At 68.3% G+C, this 26,033-nt stretch carries 22 protein-coding genes; 15 read left to right on the forward strand and 7 right to left on the reverse strand.

Features of this window, described 5'->3' with window-relative positions; translation table 11 throughout:
- Position 1 precedes the first annotated feature (1 nt).
- The 4 genes from ACWGE0_RS35655 to ACWGE0_RS35670 all read left to right on the forward strand — a co-directional run bounded on the left by ACWGE0_RS35655 (position 2) and on the right by ACWGE0_RS35670 (position 5,374).
- On the forward strand, positions 2-655 hold the full coding sequence (locus ACWGE0_RS35655; RefSeq protein ID WP_452265295.1) for a hypothetical protein: 654 nt from the start codon (positions 2-4) through the stop codon (positions 653-655).
- A 108-nt stretch (positions 656-763) separates the two neighbouring features.
- Positions 764-3,646 (forward strand): alpha-L-fucosidase, encoded by a 2,883-nt coding sequence (locus ACWGE0_RS35660; protein ID WP_452265296.1) that lies wholly within the window; start codon positions 764-766, stop codon positions 3,644-3,646.
- Positions 3,647-3,690: 44 nt separating this feature from the next.
- Positions 3,691-4,536 (forward strand): hypothetical protein, encoded by an 846-nt coding sequence (locus ACWGE0_RS35665; RefSeq protein WP_452265297.1) that lies wholly within the window; start codon positions 3,691-3,693, stop codon positions 4,534-4,536.
- 7 nt (positions 4,537-4,543) lie between these two features.
- Positions 4,544-5,374: an oxygenase MpaB family protein gene (locus ACWGE0_RS35670; protein ID WP_452265298.1), complete on the forward strand. Its 831-nt coding sequence runs from the start codon at positions 4,544-4,546 to the stop codon at positions 5,372-5,374.
- Here ACWGE0_RS35670 and ACWGE0_RS35675 read toward each other — a convergent pair.
- Positions 5,364-6,128, reverse strand: a complete 765-nt coding sequence (locus ACWGE0_RS35675) for an alpha/beta fold hydrolase (RefSeq protein WP_452265299.1) — start codon at positions 6,126-6,128, stop codon at positions 5,364-5,366. The genes ACWGE0_RS35670 and ACWGE0_RS35675 overlap by 11 nt on opposite strands.
- A 96-nt stretch (positions 6,129-6,224) precedes the next feature.
- Between ACWGE0_RS35675 and ACWGE0_RS35680 the strand changes: the two genes are divergently transcribed.
- Positions 6,225-7,715, forward strand: coding sequence for a chitinase (locus ACWGE0_RS35680; RefSeq protein ID WP_452265300.1), 1,491 nt, complete (start codon positions 6,225-6,227; stop codon positions 7,713-7,715).
- A 38-nt stretch (positions 7,716-7,753) separates the two neighbouring features.
- Here ACWGE0_RS35680 and ACWGE0_RS35685 read toward each other — a convergent pair whose 3' ends face one another.
- On the reverse strand, positions 7,754-8,395 hold the full coding sequence (locus tag ACWGE0_RS35685; protein ID WP_452265301.1) for a thiaminase II/PqqC family protein: 642 nt from the start codon (positions 8,393-8,395) through the stop codon (positions 7,754-7,756).
- A 70-nt stretch (positions 8,396-8,465) separates the two neighbouring features.
- Here ACWGE0_RS35685 and ACWGE0_RS35690 point away from each other — a divergent pair, with 70 nt between their 5' ends.
- Positions 8,466-8,792, forward strand: a complete 327-nt coding sequence (locus ACWGE0_RS35690) for a DUF6204 family protein (protein WP_452265302.1) — start codon at positions 8,466-8,468, stop codon at positions 8,790-8,792.
- Here the strand turns inward: ACWGE0_RS35690 and ACWGE0_RS35695 are convergent.
- Both ACWGE0_RS35695 and ACWGE0_RS35700 read right to left on the reverse strand, forming a co-directional pair.
- Positions 8,767-10,017: an amidase family protein gene (locus ACWGE0_RS35695; protein WP_452265303.1), complete on the reverse strand. Its 1,251-nt coding sequence runs from the start codon at positions 10,015-10,017 to the stop codon at positions 8,767-8,769. The two genes, ACWGE0_RS35690 and ACWGE0_RS35695, sit on opposite strands and share 26 nt — an antisense overlap.
- 78 nt (positions 10,018-10,095) lie before the next feature.
- Positions 10,096-12,228, reverse strand: a complete 2,133-nt coding sequence (locus tag ACWGE0_RS35700) for an RICIN domain-containing protein (RefSeq protein WP_452265304.1) — start codon at positions 12,226-12,228, stop codon at positions 10,096-10,098.
- A 106-nt stretch (positions 12,229-12,334) separates the two neighbouring features.
- Here ACWGE0_RS35700 and ACWGE0_RS35705 point away from each other — a divergent pair, with 106 nt between their 5' ends.
- Genes ACWGE0_RS35705 through ACWGE0_RS35720 form a run of 4 tightly spaced genes read left to right on the forward strand, consistent with a single transcriptional unit; the run spans position 12,335 to position 16,371 of the window.
- Positions 12,335-12,844 (forward strand): ArsR/SmtB family transcription factor, encoded by a 510-nt coding sequence (locus ACWGE0_RS35705; RefSeq protein WP_319970489.1) that lies wholly within the window; start codon positions 12,335-12,337, stop codon positions 12,842-12,844.
- Positions 12,825-13,406: an SRPBCC family protein gene (locus tag ACWGE0_RS35710; protein ID WP_452265305.1), complete on the forward strand. Its 582-nt coding sequence runs from the start codon at positions 12,825-12,827 to the stop codon at positions 13,404-13,406. Before ACWGE0_RS35705 ends, ACWGE0_RS35710 begins: the two co-directional genes overlap by 20 nt.
- Before the next feature lie 30 nt (positions 13,407-13,436).
- A complete protein-coding gene (locus ACWGE0_RS35715) occupies positions 13,437-14,033 on the forward strand; it encodes a TIR domain-containing protein (protein ID WP_452265306.1) in 597 nt (198 codons plus the stop codon).
- 7 nt (positions 14,034-14,040) lie between these two features.
- Entirely contained in the window at positions 14,041-16,371 is a 2,331-nt protein-coding gene (locus ACWGE0_RS35720) for a KGGVGR-motif variant AAA ATPase (protein WP_452265307.1), read from the forward strand.
- Here ACWGE0_RS35720 and ACWGE0_RS35725 read toward each other — a convergent pair.
- Entirely contained in the window at positions 16,344-17,546 is a 1,203-nt protein-coding gene (locus ACWGE0_RS35725) for a D-arabinono-1,4-lactone oxidase (protein WP_452265308.1), read from the reverse strand. The genes ACWGE0_RS35720 and ACWGE0_RS35725 overlap by 28 nt on opposite strands.
- Before the next feature lie 96 nt (positions 17,547-17,642).
- Here ACWGE0_RS35725 and ACWGE0_RS35730 point away from each other — a divergent pair, with 96 nt between their 5' ends.
- Both ACWGE0_RS35730 and ACWGE0_RS35735 read left to right on the forward strand, forming a co-directional pair.
- Complete coding sequence (locus ACWGE0_RS35730; RefSeq protein WP_452265309.1) at positions 17,643-19,193, forward strand: methyltransferase; 1,551 nt, start codon at positions 17,643-17,645, stop codon at positions 19,191-19,193.
- A 36-nt stretch (positions 19,194-19,229) separates the two neighbouring features.
- On the forward strand, positions 19,230-20,564 hold the full coding sequence (locus ACWGE0_RS35735; protein ID WP_452265310.1) for a glycosyl hydrolase family protein: 1,335 nt from the start codon (positions 19,230-19,232) through the stop codon (positions 20,562-20,564).
- On the opposite strand, the gene ACWGE0_RS35740 is transcribed toward ACWGE0_RS35735, so the two are convergent.
- Together ACWGE0_RS35740 and ACWGE0_RS35745 are read right to left on the reverse strand one after the other, a co-directional pair.
- A complete protein-coding gene (locus ACWGE0_RS35740; RefSeq protein ID WP_452265311.1) occupies positions 20,554-21,336 on the reverse strand; it encodes a siderophore-interacting protein in 783 nt (260 codons plus the stop codon). The genes ACWGE0_RS35735 and ACWGE0_RS35740 overlap by 11 nt on opposite strands.
- Positions 21,333-23,603, reverse strand: a complete 2,271-nt coding sequence (locus tag ACWGE0_RS35745) for an ATP-binding cassette domain-containing protein (protein WP_452265312.1) — start codon at positions 23,601-23,603, stop codon at positions 21,333-21,335. The genes ACWGE0_RS35740 and ACWGE0_RS35745 overlap by 4 nt, the downstream gene beginning before the upstream one ends.
- A gap of 81 nt (positions 23,604-23,684) precedes the next feature.
- On the opposite strand from ACWGE0_RS35745, the gene ACWGE0_RS35750 reads away from it, so the two are divergent.
- Genes ACWGE0_RS35750 through ACWGE0_RS35760 form a run of 3 tightly spaced genes read left to right on the forward strand, consistent with a single transcriptional unit; the run spans position 23,685 to position 25,959 of the window.
- Positions 23,685-24,458, forward strand: a complete 774-nt coding sequence (locus tag ACWGE0_RS35750; RefSeq protein WP_452265313.1) for a TetR/AcrR family transcriptional regulator C-terminal domain-containing protein — start codon at positions 23,685-23,687, stop codon at positions 24,456-24,458.
- Positions 24,459-24,504: 46 nt separating this feature from the next.
- A complete protein-coding gene (locus ACWGE0_RS35755; RefSeq protein WP_452265314.1) occupies positions 24,505-24,873 on the forward strand; it encodes a hypothetical protein in 369 nt (122 codons plus the stop codon).
- Between the two features lie 45 nt (positions 24,874-24,918).
- Positions 24,919-25,959: a hypothetical protein gene (locus tag ACWGE0_RS35760; protein WP_452265315.1), complete on the forward strand. Its 1,041-nt coding sequence runs from the start codon at positions 24,919-24,921 to the stop codon at positions 25,957-25,959.
- Positions 25,960-26,033: the final 74 nt, after the last annotated feature.

A 26,033-nucleotide genomic window follows, 5' to 3' on the forward strand; every position in this document is an offset into this window, starting at 1 on the left:
CATGAGACCCGTTCTCCCGCTCTTGTTGCTGCTGGCCGCGTGCGGCGATCCTTCCGCGGGACCGAAGATCACCAGCGCACCGCGGTCCGGTGGCACGACCGTCGTGACGACCGTGCCGTCCGGCGGGGCGAAGCCGACACTGGGTGCCGCACCCGGCGACCTGCACGAGGTGGACTGGGAGCAGACGACCCTCCCGGCGGCGTTCTGCGGCGTCGAGAAGCCGGTGAAGTTCCAGGAGGGCAAAGGCAGGGCCACCTCCACGACCTGGGGCGAGGTCGGGCTCTGGATCCGCTCGGACAGACCCGTCTGGTTCGGTGACGTCGATGCGGACGGCCACGACGAGGCCGCGGTCAGCATCGGCTGCGACAACGGCGGCGGCACGGCGTCGAGCGACCTCGCGTACGGGTTCGTGGTGGTCAGGGCCAGTAACGGGAAGCTGGAACTGGTGGGGGAGATCAGCACGACGACGATGCGGGACGACGCGCCGCACGTGCCGGTGCTGACCGCGCCCCGGTTCGAGAAGGGCGCGATCACCGTCACGGAGGCCTGGTACCGGCCGACCGACGCGAACTGCTGCCCCACCGGCGCCTCGCTGACCAGGTGGTGGCTGCGCGACGGCACGTTGAAGGCCGATCCGGCTGTCCAGGTGTCCTGACAGATCGGATGGGTCTGGCCGACCCAGGCGTAACAGGGGCTTGACCCACGTTGTTCCGGTTGTAATCATCGGATCTCTCGCCGCCGCCCCGACGAGAATGCGTGGGTCATGGCTCTACGACGTTTGTGCGCGGCCGTCGTGGCCGCGTTGCTCGCTGGTCTGCTCACGGTGGCCGTGTCGGCACCGGCGCAGGCCGAAGTGCAACACCCGAGACAGGAATGGCTGCGCAAGTCCACCGCCGGCCTGTTCCTGCACTGGGGCATGTTCACCGCCCCCAAGCATCTCAACTGCGCCGAGTGGGAACGTGACGTCACCGGCGGAGGGTGGACCCCCGACTACTGGATCGACGAGGCCCGCAAGCTCGGCGCCTCCTACGTCGTGCTGGCGACGTTCCACAGCAGGCTGGGCTACGCGCGGCCGTGGCCGTCGAAGATCCCCGGCAGCTGTGCGACGCAACGCGACCTGCTCGGTGAGCTGACCAAGGCCGGCAAGGCGAAGGGCGTCAAGGTCATCCTCTACATGACCGACGACCCGCAGTGGCACAGCGAGCAGGGCGTGCAGATGCTCGACTCGAAGGCCTACTCCGACTACAAGGGCGAGCAGGTCGACCTCACCACGCGTGAGGGTTTCGGCAAGTACAGCTACGACCTCTTCTTCGAGGTCATGAAGAACTACAACGACCTCGCCGGGTTCTGGATCGACAACGACAACGAGTACTGGGAGCGCAACAAGCTCTACGAACAGATCCGGCAGCTGCAGCCCACCTGGTTGTTGAGCAACAACAACGAGGACACGCCGATCATGGACACGGTCTCGAACGAGCAGAAGACCGGCATGTTCCCGTCCTACGACTACCCGGCGGCGACCTTCACGCCGATGCCGCGGCTGTCCGAGGCCTGCTACAAGCTGCCCAACACCGGCGACTGGTGGTACGACGGCGGCAACCACGCCGTCGACACGCGACTGAACACCGGCCGCTACATCACCAACGCGGGCGCCTCGATCAAGTCGCTGATGGCCGAAACGCCGATGGTGAACGGCAAAATGCCCGCGCAGCAGGAGGCGTACAACAACTTCATGTCCTCCTGGGTGCCGCCGATCCAGGAGTCGATCCAAGGCGTCGAGGGCGCCGGGTACATGTACGGCGGCATGCAGCCGGGGTTCTGGAACGACGGTGCGCACGGCGTGATCACCATCAATCCCAAGACGGGCAAGCAGTACGTGCACGTCGTGACGAAGCCGCGTGCTGACTTTGTCCGGTTGCGGGACAACGGCTATCGCGTCACCGGGGTCAGGGACCTGCGGACCGGTGAGCGGATGCGGTTCTCGCAGTCAGCCGGGCACCTGACGATCCAGGGCATCACGAAGTGGGACGAGTACGACACGGTGTTCGCCGTGGAAACCGCTGGGCAGCAAGGCTTCTACACCGGCGTCAAGGCGTCGGCGACCTCCTCCGAGGACGGCTTCCCCGCGGCGAACCTGACCGACGGCAGCTACGAGAAGTACTGGGACGCCAACGCGGCCCAGCCCGTCTCGATCTCGCTGGACCTCGGCCGGCGCAAGGAGGCGGCGTTCCTCGCGATCAACCAGCGCGAGTCGTCACCGACGCACGCACGTGTGTCGTTCGGTCGCCCTGAGGATTCGAGTCGCATCAAGGACTACCAGCTGACGGCGTCCGACGACGGCCGCAACTGGTGGCACGTCCGGACCGGCGCGTTGCCTTCCGCTCGTGGCACTCAGTTCATCGACATCGGGTCGCAGGAGGCCCGGTTCCTCAAGCTGACCGTGCTCAACACGTGGGGCGGGCCGCAGGCGCCGGTCTACTTCAAGGAACTGAAGATCGACGAGATCCGGGTCGGTCACAGCTATCCGCGCTCGGTCCGGGACGGCGCGCTGGAAGCCGAGGACGCGTCCCGGTCGGGTTCGGCACGCAGCGAGTTCTGCGAGGCCTGTTCCGGCACGCGGCAGGTGACCGGGCTCGGCGGTGGTGAGCGCAACGCCGTGACTTATCGGGATGTCTCCGTTGCCACGGCGGGTACTTACCGTCTGCAGCTCGACCTGACGTCGTCTGCGGCCTCCTCGGTCTCGGTGTCCGCGAACGGTGGTGCGCCGGTTTCCGTCGCGGTGCCCGCGGACCGGGCCGACGTGCCCGACCCGACGTCGGTCGCGGTGCCGTTGAACGCGGGCCGCAACACGCTGAAGGTCTTCGGCACCGGCAGGTCCCTCGGCCTGGACCGCATCTCGGTCGGCGGGCTGCCACCGTCGACCTACACGCCGAAGACGACGCTGACCGTCGAACCCCATGGCGTGCAATGGGTTTCGCCGGGCCAGCAATCCGTGAAGATCACCGCACGGCTGCGTCTCGACGCCGACGACCAGATCGACACCGTGTCGCTGGCACCCGTGCTGCCCGCCGGCTGGACGCTGACCGGCGCACCCGCGACCCGCACGTCGATGCGGCTGGCGGGTCTGCTGGAAGGCAGCTGGACCGCGACCTCGCCCGCCGGGCAGGACGTGGGTTCGGTCAGCATCCCGGTGACCGCGTCGTTCCAGCTGCTGAGCTCCGACCGGAAGGTCTCGGGTTCGGTACCGGTGCGCACCAGGCCCGCGGACCGCGTGTTCGTGCGCGAGGCGGAGGACTCGGCGAACGTGTTCGGCAGCACGGGTTTGACCAGTTGCGGATCGTGCTCCGGCGCGGAGAAGGTGCGCAACATCGGCGGCAGCCCGGAGGCCTCGGTGACGTTCCCGAACGTCGTCGTGCCCGCGGCGGGTGCGTACCGGATGTTCATCCAGTTCACGGTGAACGGGCCGCGCTCGTACTTCGTGACGGTGAACGGCGGCACGCCGGTCGAGGTCAAGCTCGACGGGGTCGGCAACAACACCCCGTACGTGGCCGAGCTTCCGGTGACGTTGAACGCTGGCGCGAACTCCATCAAGTTCGGCAACGACAAGGCCGGCGCTCCTGATCTGGACCAGATCGCGATCGCCTGATCTCCCGGCGGAACGGCACCCCGCATCGGTAGGGTGCCGTTCCCATGGGGGAATTCCACAGGTTGCACCTGGCGGCGGCGTTCGGCACGGCACAGGAAGTGGCGGCGCGGCTGGAAGAGACCGACGACGTCGACGTGATGTTCGACGGCCGCACGGCGTTGTGGCAGGCCGTGAACGGGCGGAAGTTCGACAGCGTCGAGCTGTTGCTGGCCGCGGGCGCTGACCCGGCGCGCCCCATGATGTCCGGCTGGTCGCCCGCCCGCCTCAGCCTCACGACCGCGCATCCCCTCGCCACCGACGAGGTCCTCACGCCCGAGGAACAGGCCGCCGTGGACGAACGGGACCGGCTCGTCGCGGCACTCGCCGGATTTCCCGAGGCGGACGGCTTCAGCATCGCCTGCGTCGCGGGCATCGACGCCGGCGAGGCCGCGCGGAGGCTGAAGGCGTACGTGGTGCCGGAGCACGAGCTTCCGGACGTCACCGACTGGTGGGAAGAGCCGTTCGAGGACGACACCGAGCTCGCGATCGGCGTCACCGATGTGCCGGGCGGGTGCGTTCTGATGCAGCCCTGGTACTTCAACGCCTCCACCCCGGTGGTGACGAACCTGCTGTCGGCGGGCACGGTCGTGTACGCCATGTACGCGAACCCCAAGAGCGGCAACCAGGGCAGGATCGACCGCGACGGTGAGATCGCCGGCTGGGACCTGCACCCCGGCGGATCGCCCAGCGAGGCCGACACGACGTCCGAGGTGCTGCTGGCGCACCTCTACTCCAGCGAGGCTGTGGCGTACTGCTGCGCCTACGTGGGGCTGCGGCCCGAGGACGACAAGGCGTTCACTGCGCCGAACCGGTGGTTGCTCCTTCCCGATCGGGACTACTGGCACGCATGATGGAGGGATGCTGGAGGCACTGCGGCGTCAGCTGAGCGAGTCGTTGTTCGAGCGGGTCGCGGGTCCGGAGCGCGAGAAACACGCGCGGCGGATCCACGAGACGCCCGGACCGCGCATGTTCGCCGACGACCGGCCGATCCGGCACGTGCACGCTGATCACGCCATGTTCATCGGCGGGCTGCGGGCGTTGCTGCTGCAGTCGTTGCACCCGCTGGCGATGGCCGCGGTCGCCCAGCACTCCGACTACCGCACCGATCCGTGGGGACGGTTGCAACGCACGAGCCTGTTCATCGGCGTCACCACCTACGGCACGGTCGAGGACGCGCAGAAGGCGATCGCACGGCTGGGACACGTGCACAAGCACATCCACGGCACCGCGCCGGACGGTCGTCAGTACCGCGCCGACGACCCGCACCTGCTGGCCTGGGTGCACGTGGCGGAGGTCGACAGCTTCCTGCGCTGCCACCAGAAGTACGGCGAGAAGCCCCTCGACGACTACGACGAGTACGTCGCGGACATGGCCGTCATCGGGGAGGCGCTGGGCGTCGTCGATCCGCCGCGCACCACCGCCGAGCTCGGAGCGCGGCTCGACTCCTACCGGGCCGAGCTGAAAGGTACCCACGACGCCCGCGAGGCAGCGCGATTCCTGCTGCTCAAAGCCCCTTTGCCGGTGTTGGCCCGTGGTCCGTACGCGATCCTGACCGCCACCGCGGTCGCCAGCCTGCCGGTGTGGGCGCGGATTCCGTTGCGGCTGCCCTACCTGCCGATCGCCGAGGCCACCGGCGTGCGGTTCGCGGGCCACGCACTGATGCGCGGCCTGCGCTGGGTCACCGGCTGAGGAAGTCCGTCACCAGGGGAGTCGCCACGTCGCGGAACTCCTCGAAGTAACCGTGCCGTGCTCCCTCGATCAGGTGCATCCGCGCGCCGGGGATGCGTTCGGTGATCAGGGGAGCGTTCGCCGTGGGGTTGAAGACGTCCTCGGTGCCGTGCACCACGAGAGTCGGTGCGGTGATCGACGGCAGGACGTCCCACGCGTCGTGTTCGGCGCTCGCGAACAGGTGCCGCTTGCGTGCGTGCGGCGGCATGTTCGGGTCGCCGAGCGTGTTGAACGGGCCGCGGTACGCCGGTGTGTACATCAGCTCTTCCAACGCCCTGCGCGCCTTCATCGGGTCGATCTGCGCCAGCGACTTGCGCACCTCGGCGCTGCGCTCGATCGCGTGCGTGCCGCCGGGGGAGGTGCAGCCGAGCACGAGCCGGTCGACCCGGTCGCCGTGCGAGGCCGCGATCCACTGCGCGATCCGGCCGCCCATCGAGGTGCCGTAGACGTGGGCCGTGCCGATGCCGGCGTCGTCGAGGATCGCGACGCAGTCCGACGCGAAGAGCTGGGTGCTGTAGGGGGAGTCGGGCTTGTCGCTGGAACCGGTGCCGCGGTGGTCGGTGACGATCGTCGTGAACGCCGCGGAGAAGTCCGGCCGCACCTGTGACCACCAGCGGGAGGAGTTCGACTGGCCCGCGATCAGCAGCAGTGGGGGACCGGAGCCTTCGACCGAGTAGAAGAGCGAGGTTCCGTCGGCGGCACGAGCTAGAGGCACGACTGGGCAGTCTAGAACCTTGACTCCGAGGTAGATGGTCTAGTCCAATTCGGGGTGACCCCCCTGCCGGCCGCCAACGCGTGAGGGATGGAACCCATGCTGTTGTTCGCTCGAATATCCGCGGTGGCCGCACTGGTGCTCGGCACCGTGATCGTGAGTCTCGCCCCTGCCAACGCCGCCGGAGTCACGGCGACGTTCTCCAAGAACGGCTGGGCCACCGGGTACACCGCGACGGTGACGATCAAGAACGAGACCAGCGCGGCCATCAGTTCCTGGAAGGTCGAGTTCGACTACCCGGCCACGACCTCCGTCGGTGCCTACTGGGACTCGCTGCTCACCAAGAGCGGCAACCACAACACGTTCGTCAACCGCGAGTACAACGGCTCGGTCGCGCCCGGAGCCAGCGTCACGTTCGGCTTCAACGCCGCCGGCACCGCGGATCCGGCGAACTGCACGATCAACGGCGCGGCGTGCACCGGTGGTACGGGCCCGACGACGTCGTCCACCACGAGCACGACGACAACTACTACGACGACCACGACCACCACGACGACGGGTCAGCCGCCCACGGGGCAGTTGCCGCGCAAGGTGCTCGTCGGCTACCTGCACGCCAGCTTCGCCAACGGCTCCGGCTACATCCGCATGAAGGACGTGCCGGACGAGTGGGACGTCATCAACCTCTCGTTCGCCGAGCCGACCAGCGCCACGTCCGGTGACCTGCGGTTCAGCCAGTGCCCGGTCGCGGAGTGCCCGAACGTCGAGTCCGAGGCCGAGTTCATCGCCGGAATCCGCGCCCAGCAGCAAAAGGGCAAGAAGGTCAACATCTCCATCGGCGGCCAGAACGGCCAGGTGCGGCTCGAGACCACGGCGGCGCGCGACGCCTTCGTGCGGACGGTCGGCGCCATCATCGACAAGTACGGCCTGAACGGCCTCGACGTCGACTTCGAGGGCCACTCGCTGTCGCTGAACCCCGGTGACCTCGACTTCAGGAACCCGACCACGCCCGTGGTCGTGAACCTGATCTCGGCGCTGCGGACGCTGAAGTCCCGCTACGGAGCCAACTTCGTGCTCACCATGGCACCGGAGACGTTCTTCGTGCAGGTCGGCTACCAGTTCTACGGCGGCACGGGCACCGGCGACGCGCGCACGGGTGCGTACCTGCCGGTGATCGAGGCGATGCGCAACGACCTGACGTTGCTGCACGTGCAGGACTACAACTCCGGTCCCGTGATGGGGCTGGACAACCAGTACCACAACATGGGTGGCGCCGACTTCCACGTGGCGATGACCGACATGCTGCTCGCCGGGTTCCCGGTGCGCGGTGACACGTCGAAGGTCTTCGCGCCGCTGCGGCAGGAACAGGTCGCGATCGGCCTGCCCGCCGCGCAGTACGCGGGCAACGGGTTCACGTCCGTCGCGGACGTCCAGACCGCGCTGGACTGCCTGACCAAGGGCACGCGGTGCGGCAGCTACAAGCCGAAGGGCGTCTACCCGAATCTGCGCGGCCTCATGACGTGGTCGATCAACTGGGACAAGTACAACAACTACGAGTTCTCCAAGTCCCACCGGGCTTATCTACCCCGATAGCGGCGGTGGGGGCGGCTCTTTCGCCGCCCCCACTCCCGTCAGGCCAGCGTGGACCAGAACTGCAGTTCGTACGCCTGCAGCAGGCGGCCGTAGCGCCACGCGTGCTTCGGCTGCCAGCCGGCGTCCAGTGAGGCATGGATCGCGGCGATCGCGCGTTCCTCGAGCTGCGGCGCGGGCGTGGCGAAGAAGTCCACGAAGGCGCACGCCTCGTCGTCGAACCCGTAGTGCTCGCGCAGCCCCTTCGCCATCCGCGCGCAGTAGCCGCCCCACGCGGTGAAGTTCGCCAGGATCGCGAGGATCACGTCGGTGGGCTCCCCGTTGAGCGCCATCCACGCCTGGTAGGCCGGGTAGGCCTGGCAGCCGGGGAAGGGCTCGTAGTTGTGGAAGTCCTTGGACGACATGCCGGCCGCGTTCGCCAGCGGCTCCAGCATTGGCAGCACCAGCTCCTCACCGCCCGCCAGCAACGTGAAGAACGCCCGCGCGTTCGGCTCGCCCGCCTTCGAGGCGAGGGCCAGGAATGTTCGCCAGTCCGACGACACGATGTGGTTCTCTTCCGCGGCGAACGTGGCGATCACAGCACGCGGAGCCTGTCCGGTTTCGATCAGGTTGACCACGAGGTTGTCGTGCTCACCGGGGTGCAGCTCCGTCCGGATGCGCGTGACCAGCTCTTTTGCGTTCATGGATCACGATTCTTCCGCACCCGGGAAATCGTTCGCCAGACCGGCGGGCCTTCGGGGACCATCTTCGCTCGTGGCTGAACACACCTACCGGGTACTCGTCCGCGGACGCTTCACCGACCTCACCGCCGAACAGCGCGTGTCTTTGCGGGAACACCTCGAGGGGTTCGACTTCCTGCGGGACGGCGGCTTCAGCGAGGAGGGCGCGCTGATGTTCGACGAGAAGCTCGACTTCTTCAGCTACCGCGTGATCCTGACGGCCGAGACGAAGCCGGACGACGCGGGACTGCGGCGCGCGACCACCGCCCTCGACGCGCTGGGCGTCGACTTCAAGGGGTTGCGCGCCACCGTCACCGACATGGACGAGATGAAGGTCAACCGGCCGAAACGGCTGGGGTGAGCGGGGTTTCCAGGACTGCGGCGGCGTTCAGGGCGAGGTCTTCCCGGTACATCCGGGAGATCACCTGGACACCGGTCGGCAGCCCGTCCCGCAGGCCCGTCGGCACCGCCACCGCGGGCACGCCGACGAAGCTGCTGGCCTCGCACAGCTTGGTCGCCTCGAAGTACGCGGCGAGCGCCTCGGGGCTGCGGCGGTCCTGGTCCGGTTCGAACGACGGCGTGGTGCTGACCGGGCCGAGCAGGACCGGGTAGCGGTCGAGCAGCTGTGCCCACTCCCGCTGGACGGCCAGGCGGGTGCCGGTGAGCGCGAGGAACTCCGCGAGGTCGAGCCCCGGCCGCACCTCCAGGAAATGGCGGGCGTACAGCGCCACGTCCTCGCCGGCGAACGTGGCGAACTGCTCGTAGCCGAGGGCGATCGGCGTGGCGATCATGCGCATGGACAGCTCCGCGGCCTCGTCCAGCCGTGGCACCTCGACCGCTTCGACTTCGTAACCGGCGTCCGCCAGCCGTGTCGCCGCTGCCTTGACCACCGGGTCGCCCGGCACGAAACCGGCCACCAGAGGAGCCGGTGGACCGGACACGGGCATCGCCACCACGCGGGGGTCGGCCGGGTCCGCGCCGCACAGCAGGCCGTGCACCGTGCGCAGGTCGGCCACGGTGCGGGCGAGCGGGCCCTCGACCGTCATGACCTGGGTGGGGAACGGCGGGTCGGGCTGGCCGAACACGGCGCCCTGCGGGTAGCGGCCGTAGCTCGGCTTCAGGGCGCAGACGCCGTTGAGGAACGCCGGCAGCCGCAGTGATCCGCCGCTGTCGTTGCCGATCCCGATGTGCGCCATGCCCGTCGCCACCGCGACCGCGTCACCGCCGGAGCTGCCGCCAGGTGATTTCGTGGCGTCCCACGGGTTGACGGTGTGCCCGGCCAGTTCGCTGTACGTGTGCATGCCGCGGGCGTTCATCGTCGGCATGTTCGCGTGCCCGATCGGTGTCGCTCCCGCCGCCCGCAGCCGTGCGACGATCGGTGCGTCGGACGACTTCACGTTGCCGGTCAACGCCTTCAGGCCGTGCGTGGTCGCGGCGCCCGCGACGTCGATGTTGGCCTTGACCGAGAACGTGACCCCGGCGAGTGGGCCGGTCGGCTCATCCCGGACGTCGAAAACGCTGGTCAAAGCGTTGTAGACCGGGTTGAGGGCCTCGATGATCCGCAACTGCTCAGAAAGAATCCCCATGCTCCAGTCTATGCGGACCGGAGCATGGGGATGCGTCATTCAAAACCGCTCAGTGGAACATTGATCTTCGGGGAAACATCACGGGTAGTTGGCCAGGTAGGCCTCGGTAGAGCCGGCGGTCACCCGTCCGCCCGAGTTGTTGATGATTCGCTCGATGGTTCCCTTGCCGCCCAACGAGATCGTCACCATGCTGTGGAACCTCACGCCCGGCGTGTTGGGCACCTCGAACGCCCGGTCGGCCACCACGCTCGGGTTGGCGTTGGCGAAGATGTAGCTGCCCAGGCCCCACGCCTCGTGCGTCGTGACGTTGTTGGAGACCTTGTACGCCGCGTAGCCGCGCGTCGAGCCGTTCATCCACGCCGCCTGGTTCGGCACCTCGTAGGGCATCTCGTTCTGGTAGAAGTACGTCCGGCCGCCCTGGCCGTTCCAGATGGTCTGGTACTTCTGGTAGTGCTCGACGAACAGGCCGTACATCGTCACGTTGTTGCCGTTGACGATCAGGCCGGTGTCCGCCCTGTTGACGTCCCAGCCGACACCGATGGAGTGGTCACCGCGCCACAGCCACAGGTGGTCGCCGATCACGTTGTGGCTGTTGACCACCAACGAGGTCGTGGCGCGGCCGATGGCCGAACCGCCGATGCGCACGTACAGGTCGTGCACCGACGTCGGGTTGGCCGAGTGGTTGGCGTTGCTGCCCGGCGCGCCGATCTGCATCAGCAGCGGCGAGTTGGTCGGGGCCGCGTCGAGGAGCAGGCCCGCGATCTTCACGCCGTCCACATCGGACACGTCGATCGCCATGTTCCCGTTGGTGGGCATGACGGTCGCGAGACCGAGGCCCATCACCACGGTGTCGGGACGCGTGACGCGGATCGGTTCGGACACCTGGTGGATGCCCGGTGTGAGCAGCAGGTGCTTGCCAGCCGCGAGCTGGGCGTTCATCGTCGCCGCGCTCGTGCCCGGCTTGGCCACGAAGAAGTTCGACAGCGGGATGTTGGTGCCCTGCTGGTTGCCGCTCGCCCACGTGGTGCCGCTGGTGTTGCTGCGCAGGGCGGGGACGAACACGTTGTACTTGCCGGCGCCGTCGATGTTCAGGAACGGCTTCTCCCGCACGACAGGAGTCTGCGCGACCGTCGTGTACGGCGGTTCGGGGAACGTGTTCTGCGGCGCGTTGCGAGCCCCGACGAACACCATGTTCCAGTTCTCGCCGGCCCACGAGCCCCACTCGGTGTTGCGCGACAGCCACTGCTGCTGCGAACCGGAGCGGACCTGGCCGGTGACCACGGAGTCGGCCAGGAAACCGCCGCTCGACCAGCCGTTGTCGTCGAGCTGCATGTTGCCGTAGACCTTCGTGCGGCGCATCGCGGACGCCTGCGAGACGGCCCACGTGTTGGTGCCGCTCGGAGGCCTGACCGCGAGGTTCTCCGCGCCACGCCAGAAGTTGTGCGTCGCGTTGCCCTGGAACCAGTCGGCCTCGACGTGCACCTGGCCGTTGATCGTCACGCCGTCCGGCAGCAGGCCCAGGCCGATGACCTGGGTGAAGAAGCCGATGTTGACGTCGACGTTGTAGTTGCCGGGCTTGAACATGATCGCGTACCGGCGCGCGTCGTACTGGCCCTCTTCCTGCTGCCGGAAGACGTCGTTGAGCCGCGCCTGGATGGTGCTGGCGGGCATCGACGGGTCGAAGATCAGCACGTTCGGGCCGAAGTCAGGAGCTTCGGGGTCCGGCGGCGTGGAGGTGCCCAGCCGGAACAGCTGGGCGTTCGTGCCGTTGCAGGCGTACTGGACCAGCTGGACGTCACCGGTGGACGCACCGGGCACGTCGAGGCACTTGGCGCTGTTGCGGTTGACGAACCGGTAGGTGTCCGTGCCGACCTGTTCGGGACGCCATTGCTGGTTGTTCGCGCTGAAGTTCTGCCACATGTGCACCAGCGCGTTGTCCGTGGTGGACACGTTCGAGACGTCCCACACCGAGCCTTCGCCGACCGTGAAATAGCCGTCGCTCGTGGGCGTGAACTTCCAGGTCTGCCCGGAGCAGGCCTGTTGGCGGAGCTGTGCGCCGTTCGCCGATCCCTGCGACTCCACGCACTTTCCGCTGCCGACGTTCGTCACTTGATAAGCGGTTCCGGGCACTACGTCGGCCTGCGCCGCGACCGTCCACACAGGAACGACCGCTGCTGCCGCCAACGCTGCCACCAGCAGGGGGATTCTCACGGGTCACAGGGTGGGGGCGATTTGTTGCAACCGTCAACGAACTTGCCTGTTTCCGGTCGAGTTCCGGTATTGACAAATGATTTTGTCAAATGAGACTGTGCTAGGCGTGGAGCTGTCCCCGTTGCGCAGATCGCTGCTGGAGCTGCTGAAGTCGCCCGCGTCGGCGACCCAGCTCGCGGCGGCCCTCGACCTGCCGCGGCAGCGGGTCAACTACCACGTGCGAGCCCTGGAACAGGCAGGACTCGTCGAGCTGGTCGAGGAACGGCAGCGCCGCGGCTGTGTCGAACGCGTCCTGCGCGCCCGGCCCGGCCGCGAGATCGCCGCGGACGTCCAGGACCAGTTCGCCGCAACGCACCTGGTGTCGGTCGCCGAGGACACGGCTCGCGAGGTCGAGCGGATGTCCGGCGCCGCGGCGGACGCGGGAAAGCGCTTGCTCACGTTCACCGTGGAGACGACGGTCCGCTTCGGCGCGCCCGGCGACGTCCACGGGTTCACCAGCGACCTGGCCGAAGCGGTGCGGCAGATCGCGCTGAAGTACGACACCGAGTCAGGCCGCCCGTACCGGGTGGTCGCCATGGGCCACCCGGGAGTTGCAGATGATCAGCGGCAGCAGTGACGAAGGCGTCCGGATCGAGATCACCGTCGCCGCTCCGGTGGACGAGGTGTGGCAGTCGTTCCGCGAGAAGGAGAAGATCCGGCACTGGCACGGCTGGGACATCCCGGAGCTCGACGCCGAGATCGACCACATCTACTTCCAGCACGCCGAGGAAGGCGAGGGCCGGACGCTGCTCGTCCAGGGCGGCCACGACACCTTCACCCTCACCCCGATCCCCGAGGGCACGCGCGTCGTGCTGACCCGCGCTCCGAAGGGCACCTCGCCCGAGTGGGACGACTACTACGACGAGATCACCGAGGGCTGGATCACCTTCCTGCACCAGCTGAAGTTCGCCCACGAGTTCCAGCCCGGCGCCGCCCGCCGCACGGTGTTCTGGGGCCGCGAGGTGCCGTTGGACGTGTCGGGCAAGCCCTTCTTCGAGTCCGCGAACCAGCGCGGCCAGGTCGTCGAGGAGTGGGGCCCCGGTCTCCTGATCACCTGCCCGAAGATGACCATCGCGACGACCTACGGCTTCTCCGACGAGCAGCTGGAGGCGCTGCGCCAGAAGGGTGACGCCTCGTAATGGCACGGGCGATGATCACGATGTGCTGGCGTGGGCTATGAGTACGACGTCTTCCTGAGCTACACGCGCCGCGGTGGTGGTGACGTGTGGGTGAAGGAGCACTTCCACCGTGCTCTGAAGGAATGGCTCGGCAACGAGATGGACAAAGACCCCGAGATCTTCGTGGACTGGCGCCAGGAGACCGGAGTCGCGTGGCCGGACAACCTGGAACGCGCGTTGCTGCGTTCGAGGGTGATGGTCGCCGTCTTCTCGCCGCCGTACTTCAGATCGCCGTGGTGCCGGGCCGAGTGGGAAAGCATGCTCGAACGCCACAAGATGCTCGGCTACGGCACCACGGATCAGCCGCGGCAGCTGGTGCTGCCCGTTCGGTACGCCGACGGGCAGCACTACCCGCCCGAGGCGCACGCCACCCAGCAACGGGACTTCACACCTTGGAACAAGCCGCTGGCTTACGAGGTCTACAGCCGCTCTGCCAACTACGAGTACTTCCTCACGGAGGTGCAGGAACTGGCGAAAGAGGTGGCGGAACGCATCGAGAACGCGCCGCCGTGGGACCCGGCGTGGCGCGTGGTGCGGCCGGCGTTGGACCTGAAGACGGTGCCGCCCGGCCCGTTGCCGAGGCTGTGAGGCTGCCGTGATCGTCACCTTCTACTCGTACAAGGGCGGCGTAGGCCGTTCCTTCTGCCTCGCCAACGTCGCGGTGCAGCTAGCCCGCTGGGGCAATCGCGTGCTGTGCGTGGACTTCGACCTGGACGCACCAGGCCTGCACGAATACTTCAAGCCGTACCTCGACGGCCCCGTCACGAGCGGTCTGGTTGAGTGGATCACCGGGGATTCCGACTGGCTCGACGACATCGAGCCGGTCGAGGTCTTGGTGCCGGAGACCGAGAACCTCTTCCTGCTGGCCGCCGGCCAGATGGACTCCTCGTACGCCGACCGCGCCCAGCGACTCTCGTGGCCGGACCTCTTCGCCAACGGCGATCTGGGCTGGCGGTTCGAGAAGCTGCGTGAGGAGTGGGAAGAGAAGTTCGACTACGTCCTGATCGACAGTCGCACCGGCATCACCGACATCGGTGGCATCTGCACCGCGCAACTGCCGGATGTGCTGGTGCTGTGCGTCGCGCCGAACCGGCAGAACCTGGCTGGCGCGCTCGAGGTGGCCCAGCGTGCGGCGGATGCCCGCGACAAGCTGCCCTATGACCGGGCGGGGTTGCTGTACCTGCCGATCGTTTCGCGGTTCGACAGCAAGGAGGAGTACGAGCGGGCACGGTCGTGGCGGACCACGATCGCGGAGCAGTTTGCACCCCTTTACGCGAGCTGGCTGCCGTCAGATCAGGGCGACGACGAGGCCGAGCTGGCGCTGGTCGAGCGTACGACGGTGCCGTACCTGCCGTACTGGAGCTTTGGCGAGGAGATCGCAGTCGTCGACGAACGCAGCGGCAGCCCCGACTCGGTCTCCTACTACATGGACAACATCGCGGCGTTGCTCGCGCACCAGCTCGCGGACGCCGATGTGCTGGTCAGCAACCGAGATACCTACGTCTCAGCAGCTAGGGAACGCGGCCGCCGTGGGTCCGATCAAGGGTTCCGCTACGACGTCCTGGTGCATGGCGCGTCCGAACGGGCGGTGGCGCTGACCGACGAGCTGCTCGAATTGGGCGTGCGGGCGGTGCGGGGGCGGTTGGCGGAGCTGTCGATGGTGCGGCACTTCGTGATCGTCGATCCGCCCGCGCAGGCGTCGGCGGGAATCCAGGAGATCCTCGACCAGGTGCAGCTCAATTCCGGCCGGCTGGTGATCGTCGTGGGCGATGCGCCGAAGCAGCTCTCGTCCGCGCACCCGATCGCTGGTTCCGATCTCGTGGTGGACATCGTGAACACGCTGACTGGGCAGGACGCCGGACCACATTGGGAAGGGGTGCTCGTCGCGACGGTCCGCAGGCTCCAGGTCCGGGGTGACCTGGACCGGGCCTACACGCTGGCCGGACGTGCGCTGGAGGCCGCGCAAACGCCGAGCGCCATGCTGCTCCGCGGAGAACTGGCCAAGGACCTGGGGCGGTTGGACAAGGCCGAGCGCGACCTGAACCGCGTGCTGAGTCTCTCGATGTCGAACTCGTCCGACGCGCAGCGCGCCCACCGCCTGCTCGGCGAGATATACCGTGACCGAGACGATCTCGCGGCGGCCGTCGACCACTTCCAGGCGGCGCTGGAAGCTGGCGGCAGTGATCGGGAGCACGCGCTGGTGCATCGGGAGCTCGCTCGCATGGAGCTGAGGGCCGGGAACGCCGGTTCGGCGGAGGAGCATCTGCGCGTCGCCCGTACCCGCAGTGCCGGTGACACCGAGCTGGAGCCACAGATCGCGTTCGACCTGGGATCGATGCTGCTGGACCGCGGTGACGTCGACGGGGCCGGCCGGCAACTGGTGGACGCCGTCGAGTGGGGCACGTTGCCGCTGGACGACCAGGTCACCGCGCTGCGGCAGCTCGCCTACCTGGAGGGCGTCGCGGGCCGGAATCACGGAGCGGACGAGTACCTGCGGCGTGCGCGTGACTTGGCGGTGCGTCCGGAGGACCGGGCGGACATCGTCATCGACTTCATTCGGATGGCGCGCGAGGACTTCGGCCTGGATCAGGCGATCCTCGAGCTTTCCATCTCCCTGTCCCAGCTCGAACCCGGCGATCTCGTCGGCTCGGCGAGACTTCAGGAGACGATGGGCAATCTTCAACTCGACAACAGTGAGCTAGGGGTGGCGCGATCCGCGTTCGGGGAGGCGTTGACGGGTTATCGCCGCCTCGGTGACCGGGCGGGTGAAGTGCGGGCGTTGATAGGGCTGATCTCCGTCTTCCGCGACGACGACCGTGCCCGCGCCATCGAGGTCTGGGACGAGGCTCGGCGGGTGCTGACGAGGCTGCGGGGAGCCGAGGCGGACTTCTTGCGGCGTCAGCTGGATGGGCTGAGGCCGAAGTAGCGGGTCAGGAAGTCGTTGCGGAACACGCCTTTCGGGTCGTGCTCGTCGATCAGTGAGCGGAAGGCGTCCCACTGCGGGTACCGGGCGGCCAGCAGCATCGGCGGCACGGTGAAGAGCTTGCCCCAGTGCGGTCGTGGCGCGATGGCTTCCTCGAGGCGTGGCAGGAGGGCGAGCACGGCCTCGGTGTTGGGCACCCAGGTGAAGTGGATGGCGAGGCTGTCGCGGTCGTACGCGGGGCTGAGCCACTGCGGTTCGGCGGACACGGTGCGGATCTCGCAGGCTTGTACGAGTGGTGAGATGACCGTGGACATCTCGGCGAGCGCTCGCAGTGCGGTGACCGCGCGGGTGCGGGGCACGAAGTATTCGGTTTGCAGCTCCTGGCCGACGGACGGGGTGAACTCGGCCCGGAAGTGCGGCAGCCGCTCGTGCCACGGCCCCGGCACGCCGCCCTGTTCGGTGCAGCGCGAGGGTGGCTGTCCGACCACCGGGTGGCGGGGGCCGTCAGCCTCCTTGCCGGGGAACGCGGTCGGCTCGTCGCCCACGCGGTGCTTCACCCACAGGGTCGCGCCGCCCTTCCAGTCGACGAACGCGCTCACGCTGTAGGCGCCGTCGAGGATCTGCTCGAAGTTCGTCAGCAGCGTCGTCCACGCGACGTGCTCGTACACCGTCTGCGCGATCTCGAAGGACGGCACCACGTCCAGCGTCACCGTCGTGACGACTCCCAGGCCGCCCAGTGACACCGCGGCGCCCGGCGACGTCAGTTCGATCGTCGAGCCGTCGGCCCGCATGACCTCGACCGACCTGACCGCCCCCGCGAGCGACCGCGCGCCCGACCCGTGCGTGGCCGTGGCGATCGCGCCGGCGACGGTGATGTGCGGCAACGACGGCAGCGTGTGCAGCGCCAGGCCCGCGGCCTCGAGCTTGGGGGCGAGGGCGGCGAGCGTCATGCCGGCGCCGACCCGGACGCTGTGGCCCGACACCTCGAAGACCTCGGGCATGGCCGCCAGGGACACCAGCGTGCCCGAGGTGTCCGCGATCGGGCTGAACGAATGCCCCGACCCGACGACGTGCACCGCAGACGAACCGCGGACAAGCGCGCGCAGGTCGTCGGCCGACACCGGCTCGACGGCTTGAGCCGCGGTGAACGTGACGTTGCCCGCCCAGTTGGTCCTCATGGACACACGGTAGGCGCATCGGGTTTCGGTGTCGTACTCCCTGTTGCTTCAGTGTGGACAGAAATTGGATTGCCCGCAGTGGCAGGGTGGATCCACGTGGGAAACGACAACGACGTACAAGCGCTCCGACAGATGTCCGGCCTGGTCACGCCGATGGCGCTGAGGGTCGCGGTGACCCTGGGCCTGCCCGACCGGCTGCGGGCCGATGACGGTCAGGCCGCCACGCTCGCCGCCGACCGTGCCGCCGCCGAACCGGCCGCCACCGCCACCGACACCGCCGCCTCAGCCGCTGCCGTCACCGTCACCGCCCTGGCCACCATCGACCCGGCCACCATCGACCCGGCCACCATCGACCCGGCCACCATCGACCCGGCCACCATCGACCCGGCCGCCACCGACCCGGCCGCCACCGACCCGGCCGCCACCGACCCCGTGACCGCCAGCCCGGCCGCCGCCGCTGAACCAGCCGCCGCTGAACCTGCCGCCGCGCGACCCGCCAGCCGAGCTGCCGCCGACGCCGCCCTGGCCGCCGCCGCTGAACTGGCCGACCCTGCCACCGCCGACCCCGTGACCGTCGGCCCGGCCGCCGCCGAATCCACCGCCGCTGAACCTGCCGCCGCGCGGCCCGCCAGCCAAGCTGCCGCTGACCCCGCCGCCGCCGCCGAACCTGCCGCGCGACCCGTCAGCCAAGCTGCTGCCGCCGCCGCTGAACCTGCCGCCGCGCGGCCAGCCGGCCAAGCTGCCGCCGACCCCGCCGCCGCTGAACCGCACGCCGCCGTCGGCCTTCTCGCCGCCGAACTCGGCGTCGACCCGACGGCCCTCGAGCTGCTGCTCGGCCATCTCGCCACCCTCGGCGTCGTCGAACGCACCGCCGCCGGCTACCGCACCACCGAGTTTGGCGCGTTGCTGTGCGAAGACGCGGGCAACGGCCTGCACAACCTCCTCCACCACGACACCGCTGCCGGGCGTGCGGATCTGGCGTTCGTCGACCTCGCCCACAGCGTCCGGACCGGCGAGCCCGCCTACCCGCTGCGGTACGGCCAGGACTTCTGGGCGGACCTGTCCGAGCAGCCGCGCCTGCGGGACGCGTTCGACCGGCAGATGACGTGGCGGATCCAGGAGCGGATCCCGCGGTTCGTGGCAGCGGTCGACTGGGCGCGGTTCGGCTTGATCGTCGATGTCGGCGGCGGGCCCGGTGATCTGCTCACCGCCGTGCTGGCGGCGAATCCCGAGGTGCGCGGGCATCTCGTCGACCTGGAGGTCGGTCCGGCGCGGCGGAACCTCGCGCGGTTCGAAGGCCGGGCGGAGGCGACGGAAGGAAGCTTCTTCGACCCGTTGCCGGAGGGCGGCGACGCGTACGTGCTGTTCGACATCCTGCACGACTGGGACGACGAGCAGGCCGGGCGTGTGCTGGCGCGTGTCGTCGAGGCCATGTCGGCGGGCAGCAGGCTGATTGTCGTCGAAGCCATCCGAGGTATGGGTGCCAGCACTGAGATGGACCTGATCATGCTGGTGCACTTCGGCGGACGTGAGCGCAGCGTCGAAGAGTTTGAGCGGCTGGCGGAAGCGCATGGATTGGTGCTGGAAGGAGTAACTGAGGTGACGGACGCGCGTTGCGTACTCGAATTCCGGAAACATCCGATCTAAGGTCGAAGGGCCGCCGCACGGACGAAGGGACTTCTGATGCTTCGTGCAGCGGTCATAGCTGCCCTGTTGATCGTGGCCGGTGCTTCACCGGCGCAGGCCGCGCCCGCCGTCAGCGTGCGGGTGGATCCGGCCGGCGGCAGTCAGGTCGGCAGGGACTTCGCCGGGTTCAGCTACGAGAAGGACCGGGTCGGCGCGCGGATGTTCAACGCCCGCAACACCGATCTGGTCCGGCTCTTCCGGTTGCTCGGGCCGAGTCTGCTGCGGATCGGCGGCAACCTCGTGGACATGACCACGTGGAACCCGGCGGGCACCGGTGGCGTCCCGACCGAGGTCACGCCGGATGACATCCGTGAGCTCGCCATGTTCTCGAAAGCGACCGGGTGGAAGGTCGTCTACGGCATCAACCTCAAGACCAACACGCCGGAGAAGGCCGCGGAGGAGGCCGAGGTCGCGGCGAAAACGCTGGGCAGGGATCTGGTGGCGTTCGAGGTCGGCAACGAGCCGAACGTGTACGTGAAGACGTGGCCGGAGTACGAGGCGCTGTTCACGAAGTTCGCCGACGCGATCAGGGCGAAGGTGCCGGGAGCGAGGTTCGACGGGCCCGGCGAGGCCAACAAGACGGCGTGGGCGATGGACTTCGGGCGCACGCAGAAGGAGCGCGGCGCGACGATTCTCTCGACGCACCAGTACATCGCGCGCAACACCGAGGCGTCGATCCCCGGCATGCTCGCGTCGAACAAGTCCGGGCGGCTGCCGACCGCGAGCGCCGCGATGCGCAAGGCCAAGGAGGCCAACGGGATCCCGCAGTGGCGGGTGACCGAGGCGAACAACTACTACCACGGTGGCGCGGCCGGGGTGAGTGATGTGCAGGCGGCGGCGTTGTGGTCGTTGGACTACATGGCCGGTGTCGCGGCACAGCAGGGCAGTGGCATCAACTTCCACGGCGGCACGAGCGTCCAGTTCCCGCTGCACTACTCGCCGATCAAGTACGACGGACTCAACCCCGTTGGCGTGCAGGGTGTTTACTACGGCGAGCTGCTGTGGAAGCTGGCCGGGCCGGGTGCCCATCACGCGGCGGCCGTCACCGGGGCCGAAGAGGTCACGGCGTGGGGGATCGGCAACAACGCGTTCGTCAACAACAAGAACACGACCAGCGTCACCGCGACGATCGCGTTGCCCAAGAAGGCCAGGCACGCCAGCGTCTACGTGTTGACGGCGCCGGCGCTCGACTCCACGGCGATCACCATCGCGGGGTCGAAGGTCGAGAAGAACGCGAAGTTCACGCCCCGGCCGAAGAACGTGAAGGTGACCGGCACGACGACCACGGTCGACGTGCCGGCCAACAGTGCTGTTCTGGTGGTCACTCGCTGAGCGCGGCGATCCGTTCCCGGGCCTCGGCGAGGTCCTCGGTGGTGGGGGCGTCGTCCTGGGTCAGGGCGCGCCGCCAGTAGCCGGCGAAGTCGATGTCCTTTTTGGACACACCAAGACGGACGAAGTGCCTGCGCAGCGCACGGACCGCGGAGGCCTCGCCGCCGAGCCACACCCACACCGAGGCCGGAACCTCGACCTCCGACACCACCGAGACCAGGTCCTCCCCGGCACTGCGGTGCACCCACCGCACGCCGGGGAGGGGCTGCTCTTCCTCCGGATCCGCCACCTCGACGAACGCCAGCCACTTCTGCGCGGCGGGCAGCAGTTCCAGGAGCGAACCGATCGCGGGCAACGCCGTCTCGTCGCCCGCGAACACCAGCAGGTCCGCGGTGCCGAGCGGGCGGGCGTAGTCGCGGGACGGCCCGAACCGCCCGATGACGTCACCCGGCCGAGCCCTTGCCGCCCAACTGGAAGCGGGGCCGTTGTCGCCGTGCAGCACGAAGTCCACGGTCAGCACGCCGTCGACCAACGAGCGCACGGTGAAGCTGCGCATCCACGGCCGTTCAGGCTCGGGCATCGCGAGGTAGGCCTGGTACCACACGCTCACATCAGGAGACTCCGACACCAGCGCGGACCCGCCCGGCTTGGGGAACAACAGCTTCAGCTGCTGGTCCGGCCAGGTCCCGATCTCCGAGAGCCCGTCCCCGGTGAACGTCATCCGCGCCATTCGCGGCGTCAGAGGCAGCACCGACGTGACGGTCAGCAGGCTCACGACAAGTACTCCTTCAGGTGCTGCGCGGTGAGCGTGCCGGACGAGCCGACGAGGTCGCCGGGCGTGCCGGTGAAGACCACCTGACCGCCGTCGTGACCGGCACCGGGACCCATGTCGACGATCCAGTCCGCGTGCGCCATCACGGCCAGGTGGTGCTCGATCACGATCACCGTGTTGCCGGCGTCGATCAGCTGGTCGAGCAGCCCGAGCAGCTGGTCGACGTCCGCGAGGTGCAGCCCGGACGTCGGCTCGTCCAGCACGTACGTGGAGGCCTTCTCCGCCATGCGGATCGCGAGCTTCAACCGCTGCCGCTCGCCGCCGGACAGCGTGGTCAGCGGCTGGCCCAGCGAGAGGTAGGACAGCCCGACGTCGTGCAGGCGCCCCAGCACCGCGTGCGCCTGGCCGGACGGGAAGAACGCGTGCGCCTCGGCCACGGACATGCCGAGCACCTCGCTGATGTTCTTGCCCCGCAACGTGTAGCGCAGCACCTCTGGAGTGAACCGCTTGCCCTCGCACTTCTCGCACACCGTCGCGACGCCGGCCATCATCGCCAGGTCGGTGTAGACGAGCCCGATGCCCTTGCAGTGGGTGCACGCGCCTTCGGAGTTCGCGCTGAACAACGCGGCCTTCACGCCGTTGGCCTTGGCGAACGCGGTCCGCACCGAGTCGAGCAGGCCGGTGTAGGTGGCGGGGTTCGACCGGCGTGACCCGCGGATCGGTGACTGGTCGACCGTCACCACGTCCGGCCGCTTGCGCAAGGAACCGTGGATCAGCGACGACTTGCCCGAGCCCGCGACGCCGGTGACCACGGTCAGCACCCCGAGCGGGAGGTCGACCGAGACGTCCTTGAGGTTGTTCGTCCGCGCGCCGCTGATCGTCAGGAAACCCTGGGGGGAGCGGAACTCCGGCCGCAGCTTGGCCCGGTGGCCGAGGTGCCGGCCGGTCAGGGTGCCGGAGGACCGCAGCCCGGCCACGTCACCGGAGTAGCAGAGGTGCCCGCCGTTCACGCCCGCGCCGGGCCCGAGGTCGACGACGTGGTCGGCGATCTCGATGGTCTCCGGCTTGTGCTCGACGACCAGGACGGTGTTCCCCTTGTCCCGCAACCGGAGCAGCAGGTTGTTCATCCGCTGGATGTCGTGCGGGTGCAGGCCGACGGTCGGTTCGTCGAACACGTAGGTGATGTCGGTGAGCGAGGATCCCAGGTGCCGCACCATCTTCACGCGCTGCGACTCGCCGCCGGACAGCGTGGCCGACTCGCGGTCCAGCGACAGGTAGCCGAGGCCGATCTCCACCAGCGAGTCCAGCGTGTTGCGCAACGTCGCCAGCAGCGGCGCCACGGACGGGTCGTCGATCGAGTGCACGAACTTCGCGAGGTCGCTGATCTGCATCGCGCAGCAGTCGGCGATGTTCACCCCGCGGATCTTCGAGGCGAGCGCTGCCTCGTTGAGCCGTGCGCCGCGGCAGTCGCCACAGGTCGCGAACGTGACGGCGCGGTCGACGAACGCCCGGACGTGCGGCTGCATCGACTCGCGGTCCTTCGACAGGATCGTGCGTTGCAGCTTCGGGATCAGGCCGTCGTAGGTGACGTTGGTGCCGCCGACGTTCAGCTTCGTCGTCGGTTTGTGGAGGAAGTCCTGCAGTTCCTGCTCGGTGAACTGCGCGATCGGCTTGTCGGCGGGGTAGAGGCCGGAGTTCGCGAGCACCTGCCAGTACCAGGTGCCGACGCCGTAGTTCGGGGCGTCGATCGCGCCCTCGTTCAACGACTTCGAGCGGTCCACGATCGCGTCGACGTCGATGGTGGTGACCTTGCCCAGCCCCTCGCACGCCGGGCACATGCCCTCGGGCAGGTTGAAGCTGAACGCGCCGGACGTGCCGACGTACGGCTCGCCGAGCCGGCTGAACACGATCCGCAGCATCGTGTGCGCGTCGGTCGCGGTGCCGACGGTGGAACGGGAGTTCGCCCCCATCCGCTCCTGGTCGACGATGATCGCCGCGCTCAGGTTGTGCAGCGCGTCCACGTCCGGGCGCCCGATCGACGGCATGAACGACTGCAGGAACGCGGTGTAGGTCTCGTTGATCATGCGCTGCGACTCGGCCGCGATCGTGCCGAAGACCAGCGAGGACTTGCCGGAGCCGGACACGCCGGTGAAGACGGTCAGGCGGCGCTTGGGGACGTCGAGCGACACGTCCGCGAGGTTGTTCTCCCTGGCCCCGCGGACCTGGATCACGTCGTGGCTGTCTGCGACAGCATTCCCGACGGTAGTCACAGTGCGTTCCCCCTGGAATGATTCTTTATGCGGTAAAGTGTCGACCAACGAGGTTACTTTACGCCGTAAGGAGTCGCAACCGTGGTCGTCTACGCAGGTCAGGGGGACCCGCGTCGGTCCATCGAGTTGCTCTGGCGCGGATCGGCCACGGAGAAACGTCCCGGCCCGAAGCCGGGCCTGAGCGTGGACGCGATCGTCGACGCCGGCATCGCGGTCGCCGACGAGCAGGGCATGGCCTTCTCGATGCGCGCGGTGGGGGAGCGCCTCGGCCGCACCGCCATGGCGCTGTACACCTACGTGCCGGGCAAGAACGAGCTCGTCGACCTCATGTACGACCGCACGATGGCCGAGCTGCCGACCTCCTACGATCTGAGCGACGGCTGGCGCGCTGCCGTCACGCAGTGGGCGCACGACATGTGGGAGTGCTACGCCCGACACCCCTGGGTGCTGCAGGTCTCGCAGGCTCGCCCGGTGCTCGGCCCGCACGAGTTCGCGGTGATCGAGGCGCTGGCCGCGATCCTGGTGTCCACCGGCCTGCCGGGACGCGAGCTGCGCGGCATCGTCGGCGCCATCAACTACTTCGTGCGCGGCGCCGCCCAGACCGTGGCCGAGGCGCGGGCCGCGGGCGGTGCGACCGGCGAGGCCGACGAGGAGTGGTGGTACGCGCGCTCCGCCGTGCTGCTGGAGATCGAGCCCGACCTCGAAAAGAAGTTCCCGATGCTGCACGTTCTGGAAAACGATAGAGAGCCGATCGATCCGGATTTGCCGTATCTGGAGAACGACGCCGTCGAGAACTTTCGCAGTGGACTTCGCGTACTTCTCAACGGTGTCGAGGGTGCTGTGGCAAAACCGTGACGAAGTCCGGACGTTCGCGACACATGGGATCGATGAGATCGTGTCCATGGCAATCGGCAGACTTCTTGTCGCCGTCGCGTGTGCGATGGTGCTGACGGCGCCGGCCGCTGCCGCCACGACGTCGCAGGTCGACCGGTTCGCGATCATGCGGATGGAGTACACCGCCGGTGAGCTGACCGGCGTGGTGCACGCGCCGCGCACGCTCGTCGGCGAACGGCCGTTGGTGTTCAACTACCTCGGCTACGACGCCCGCGCGCAGGAGCTGGCGCGGCAGGGGTTCATCGTCGTGCTCGTGAGCGAGCCCGCGGTGCTGACCAGGCATTTGGAGATGTGGCGCGACCTGCACGCGGGCGCCGGTCCGCTGGCGGAACGGTTCGCCGGGTTCGCCCGCCACTTCGCTGTGGCAGAACCGTGACACCGCCCTCACAAGACGCCCACACCTGATCGGTGAGATCACCGCATGGCAATCGGAAAAGTCGCGACAGCTGTCGCGCTCGCGATGGTGCTGACCGCGCCGACCACCTCCGCTGCTCCCGACCAGCACGGCTCCGGAGTCAGAAAGGTCGAGTACTCGCTCGGTGATCGGGCATTTCAGGTGCCAGGCTTTCACCGCGAACCTGGCGGTCCCGTCGCAGATCTCGAACTCACCGCGGTCGTGCACGCCCCGCGCACGCTGGTCGGCAAACGGCCGTTGGTGCTGCTGGCGCACGGTTATTGGAAGCCGTGCGCCAACGACCAGTGGGTCTGGCCGTGTCCGGCAGGGGACGCGTTTCCGAGCTACCGCGGGTACGACTACCTGGCAGAAGAGCTCGCGCGGCAAGGTTTCGTGGTCGTGTCGGTGAGCGTGAACGGCGTCAACGCGGGTGAGATGGGCGAGATCGCGGACGTGGCGCGCGCGTCGGTGATGAGCAAGCACCTGGAGATGTGGCGCGACCTCGACGAGGGCAAAGGCCTGCTCACCCGGAAACTGCAGGGGTTCCGCGGGCACGTCGACTTGACCAACGTCGGCACGCTCGGTCACTCGCGAGGTGGCCGTGGCGCGGTCTACCAGGCATCCGACAAGCACGTCACCGAGCTGCCGGAGGGTGTGCGGATCAAGGCCGTGCTGCCGCTCGCGCCGGCCGACTACTACGCGCCGGATCCGGAAGCGCCCGAGAACCTGGACTACCGGATCACGAAGATTCCGTTCGCGGTCATGACCGGCAGCTGCGACGGCGCTGTCAACGGTGGCTCCTACGTCGACAACGCCAAGGGCCGCAACGTCGTCCCGATCCACGCCGTAACCCCGAAATTCGCCAACCACAACTACTTCAACACCGCGTGGTCCTACGACAACGACAGCAGCTGCCCGGACACCGCGCTGACCCCTGAGCAGCAGCGCAGGATCGCCGCCACGTACATCCCGGCTTTCTTCCGCCAGTACCTTCGCGGCCAGCAGAACCCGATCGTCAGCCGGGGTCGTCCGGGTGTGGACGTCGTGACGCATCAACCGATCGGCTAAGCCTCAACGAGACTTTGGGGGGTCGCGTCCCCCTTCCGCTACTGCCAGGGTTGGTGGCGGAAGGGGGAAATTCC

The organism is Lentzea sp. NPDC054927 (assembly GCF_053610285.1).

Bases quoted from the DNA above. Each gene is read 5' to 3' on its own strand.
- ACWGE0_RS35725 (WP_452265308.1), bottom strand. From the start codon at position 17,546: ATGAGGACCAACTGGGCGGGCAACGTCACGTTCACCGCGGCTCAAGCC.
- ACWGE0_RS35710 (WP_452265305.1), top strand. From the start codon at position 12,825: ATGATCAGCGGCAGCAGTGACGAAGGCGTCCGGATCGAGATCACCGTC.
- ACWGE0_RS35670 (WP_452265298.1), top strand. From the start codon at position 4,544: ATGCTGGAGGCACTGCGGCGTCAGCTGAGCGAGTCGTTGTTCGAGCGG.
- ACWGE0_RS35685 (WP_452265301.1), bottom strand. From the start codon at position 8,395: ATGAACGCAAAAGAGCTGGTCACGCGCATCCGGACGGAGCTGCACCCC.
- ACWGE0_RS35660 (WP_452265296.1), top strand. From the start codon at position 764: ATGGCTCTACGACGTTTGTGCGCGGCCGTCGTGGCCGCGTTGCTCGCT.
- ACWGE0_RS35665 (WP_452265297.1), top strand. From the start codon at position 3,691: ATGGGGGAATTCCACAGGTTGCACCTGGCGGCGGCGTTCGGCACGGCA.
- ACWGE0_RS35755 (WP_452265314.1), top strand. From the start codon at position 24,505: ATGGCAATCGGCAGACTTCTTGTCGCCGTCGCGTGTGCGATGGTGCTG.
- ACWGE0_RS35680 (WP_452265300.1), top strand. From the start codon at position 6,225: ATGCTGTTGTTCGCTCGAATATCCGCGGTGGCCGCACTGGTGCTCGGC.
- ACWGE0_RS35760 (WP_452265315.1), top strand. From the start codon at position 24,919: ATGGCAATCGGAAAAGTCGCGACAGCTGTCGCGCTCGCGATGGTGCTG.
- ACWGE0_RS35695 (WP_452265303.1), bottom strand. From the start codon at position 10,017: ATGGGGATTCTTTCTGAGCAGTTGCGGATCATCGAGGCCCTCAACCCG.
- ACWGE0_RS35655 (WP_452265295.1), top strand. From the start codon at position 2: ATGAGACCCGTTCTCCCGCTCTTGTTGCTGCTGGCCGCGTGCGGCGAT.
- ACWGE0_RS35735 (WP_452265310.1), top strand. From the start codon at position 19,230: ATGCTTCGTGCAGCGGTCATAGCTGCCCTGTTGATCGTGGCCGGTGCT.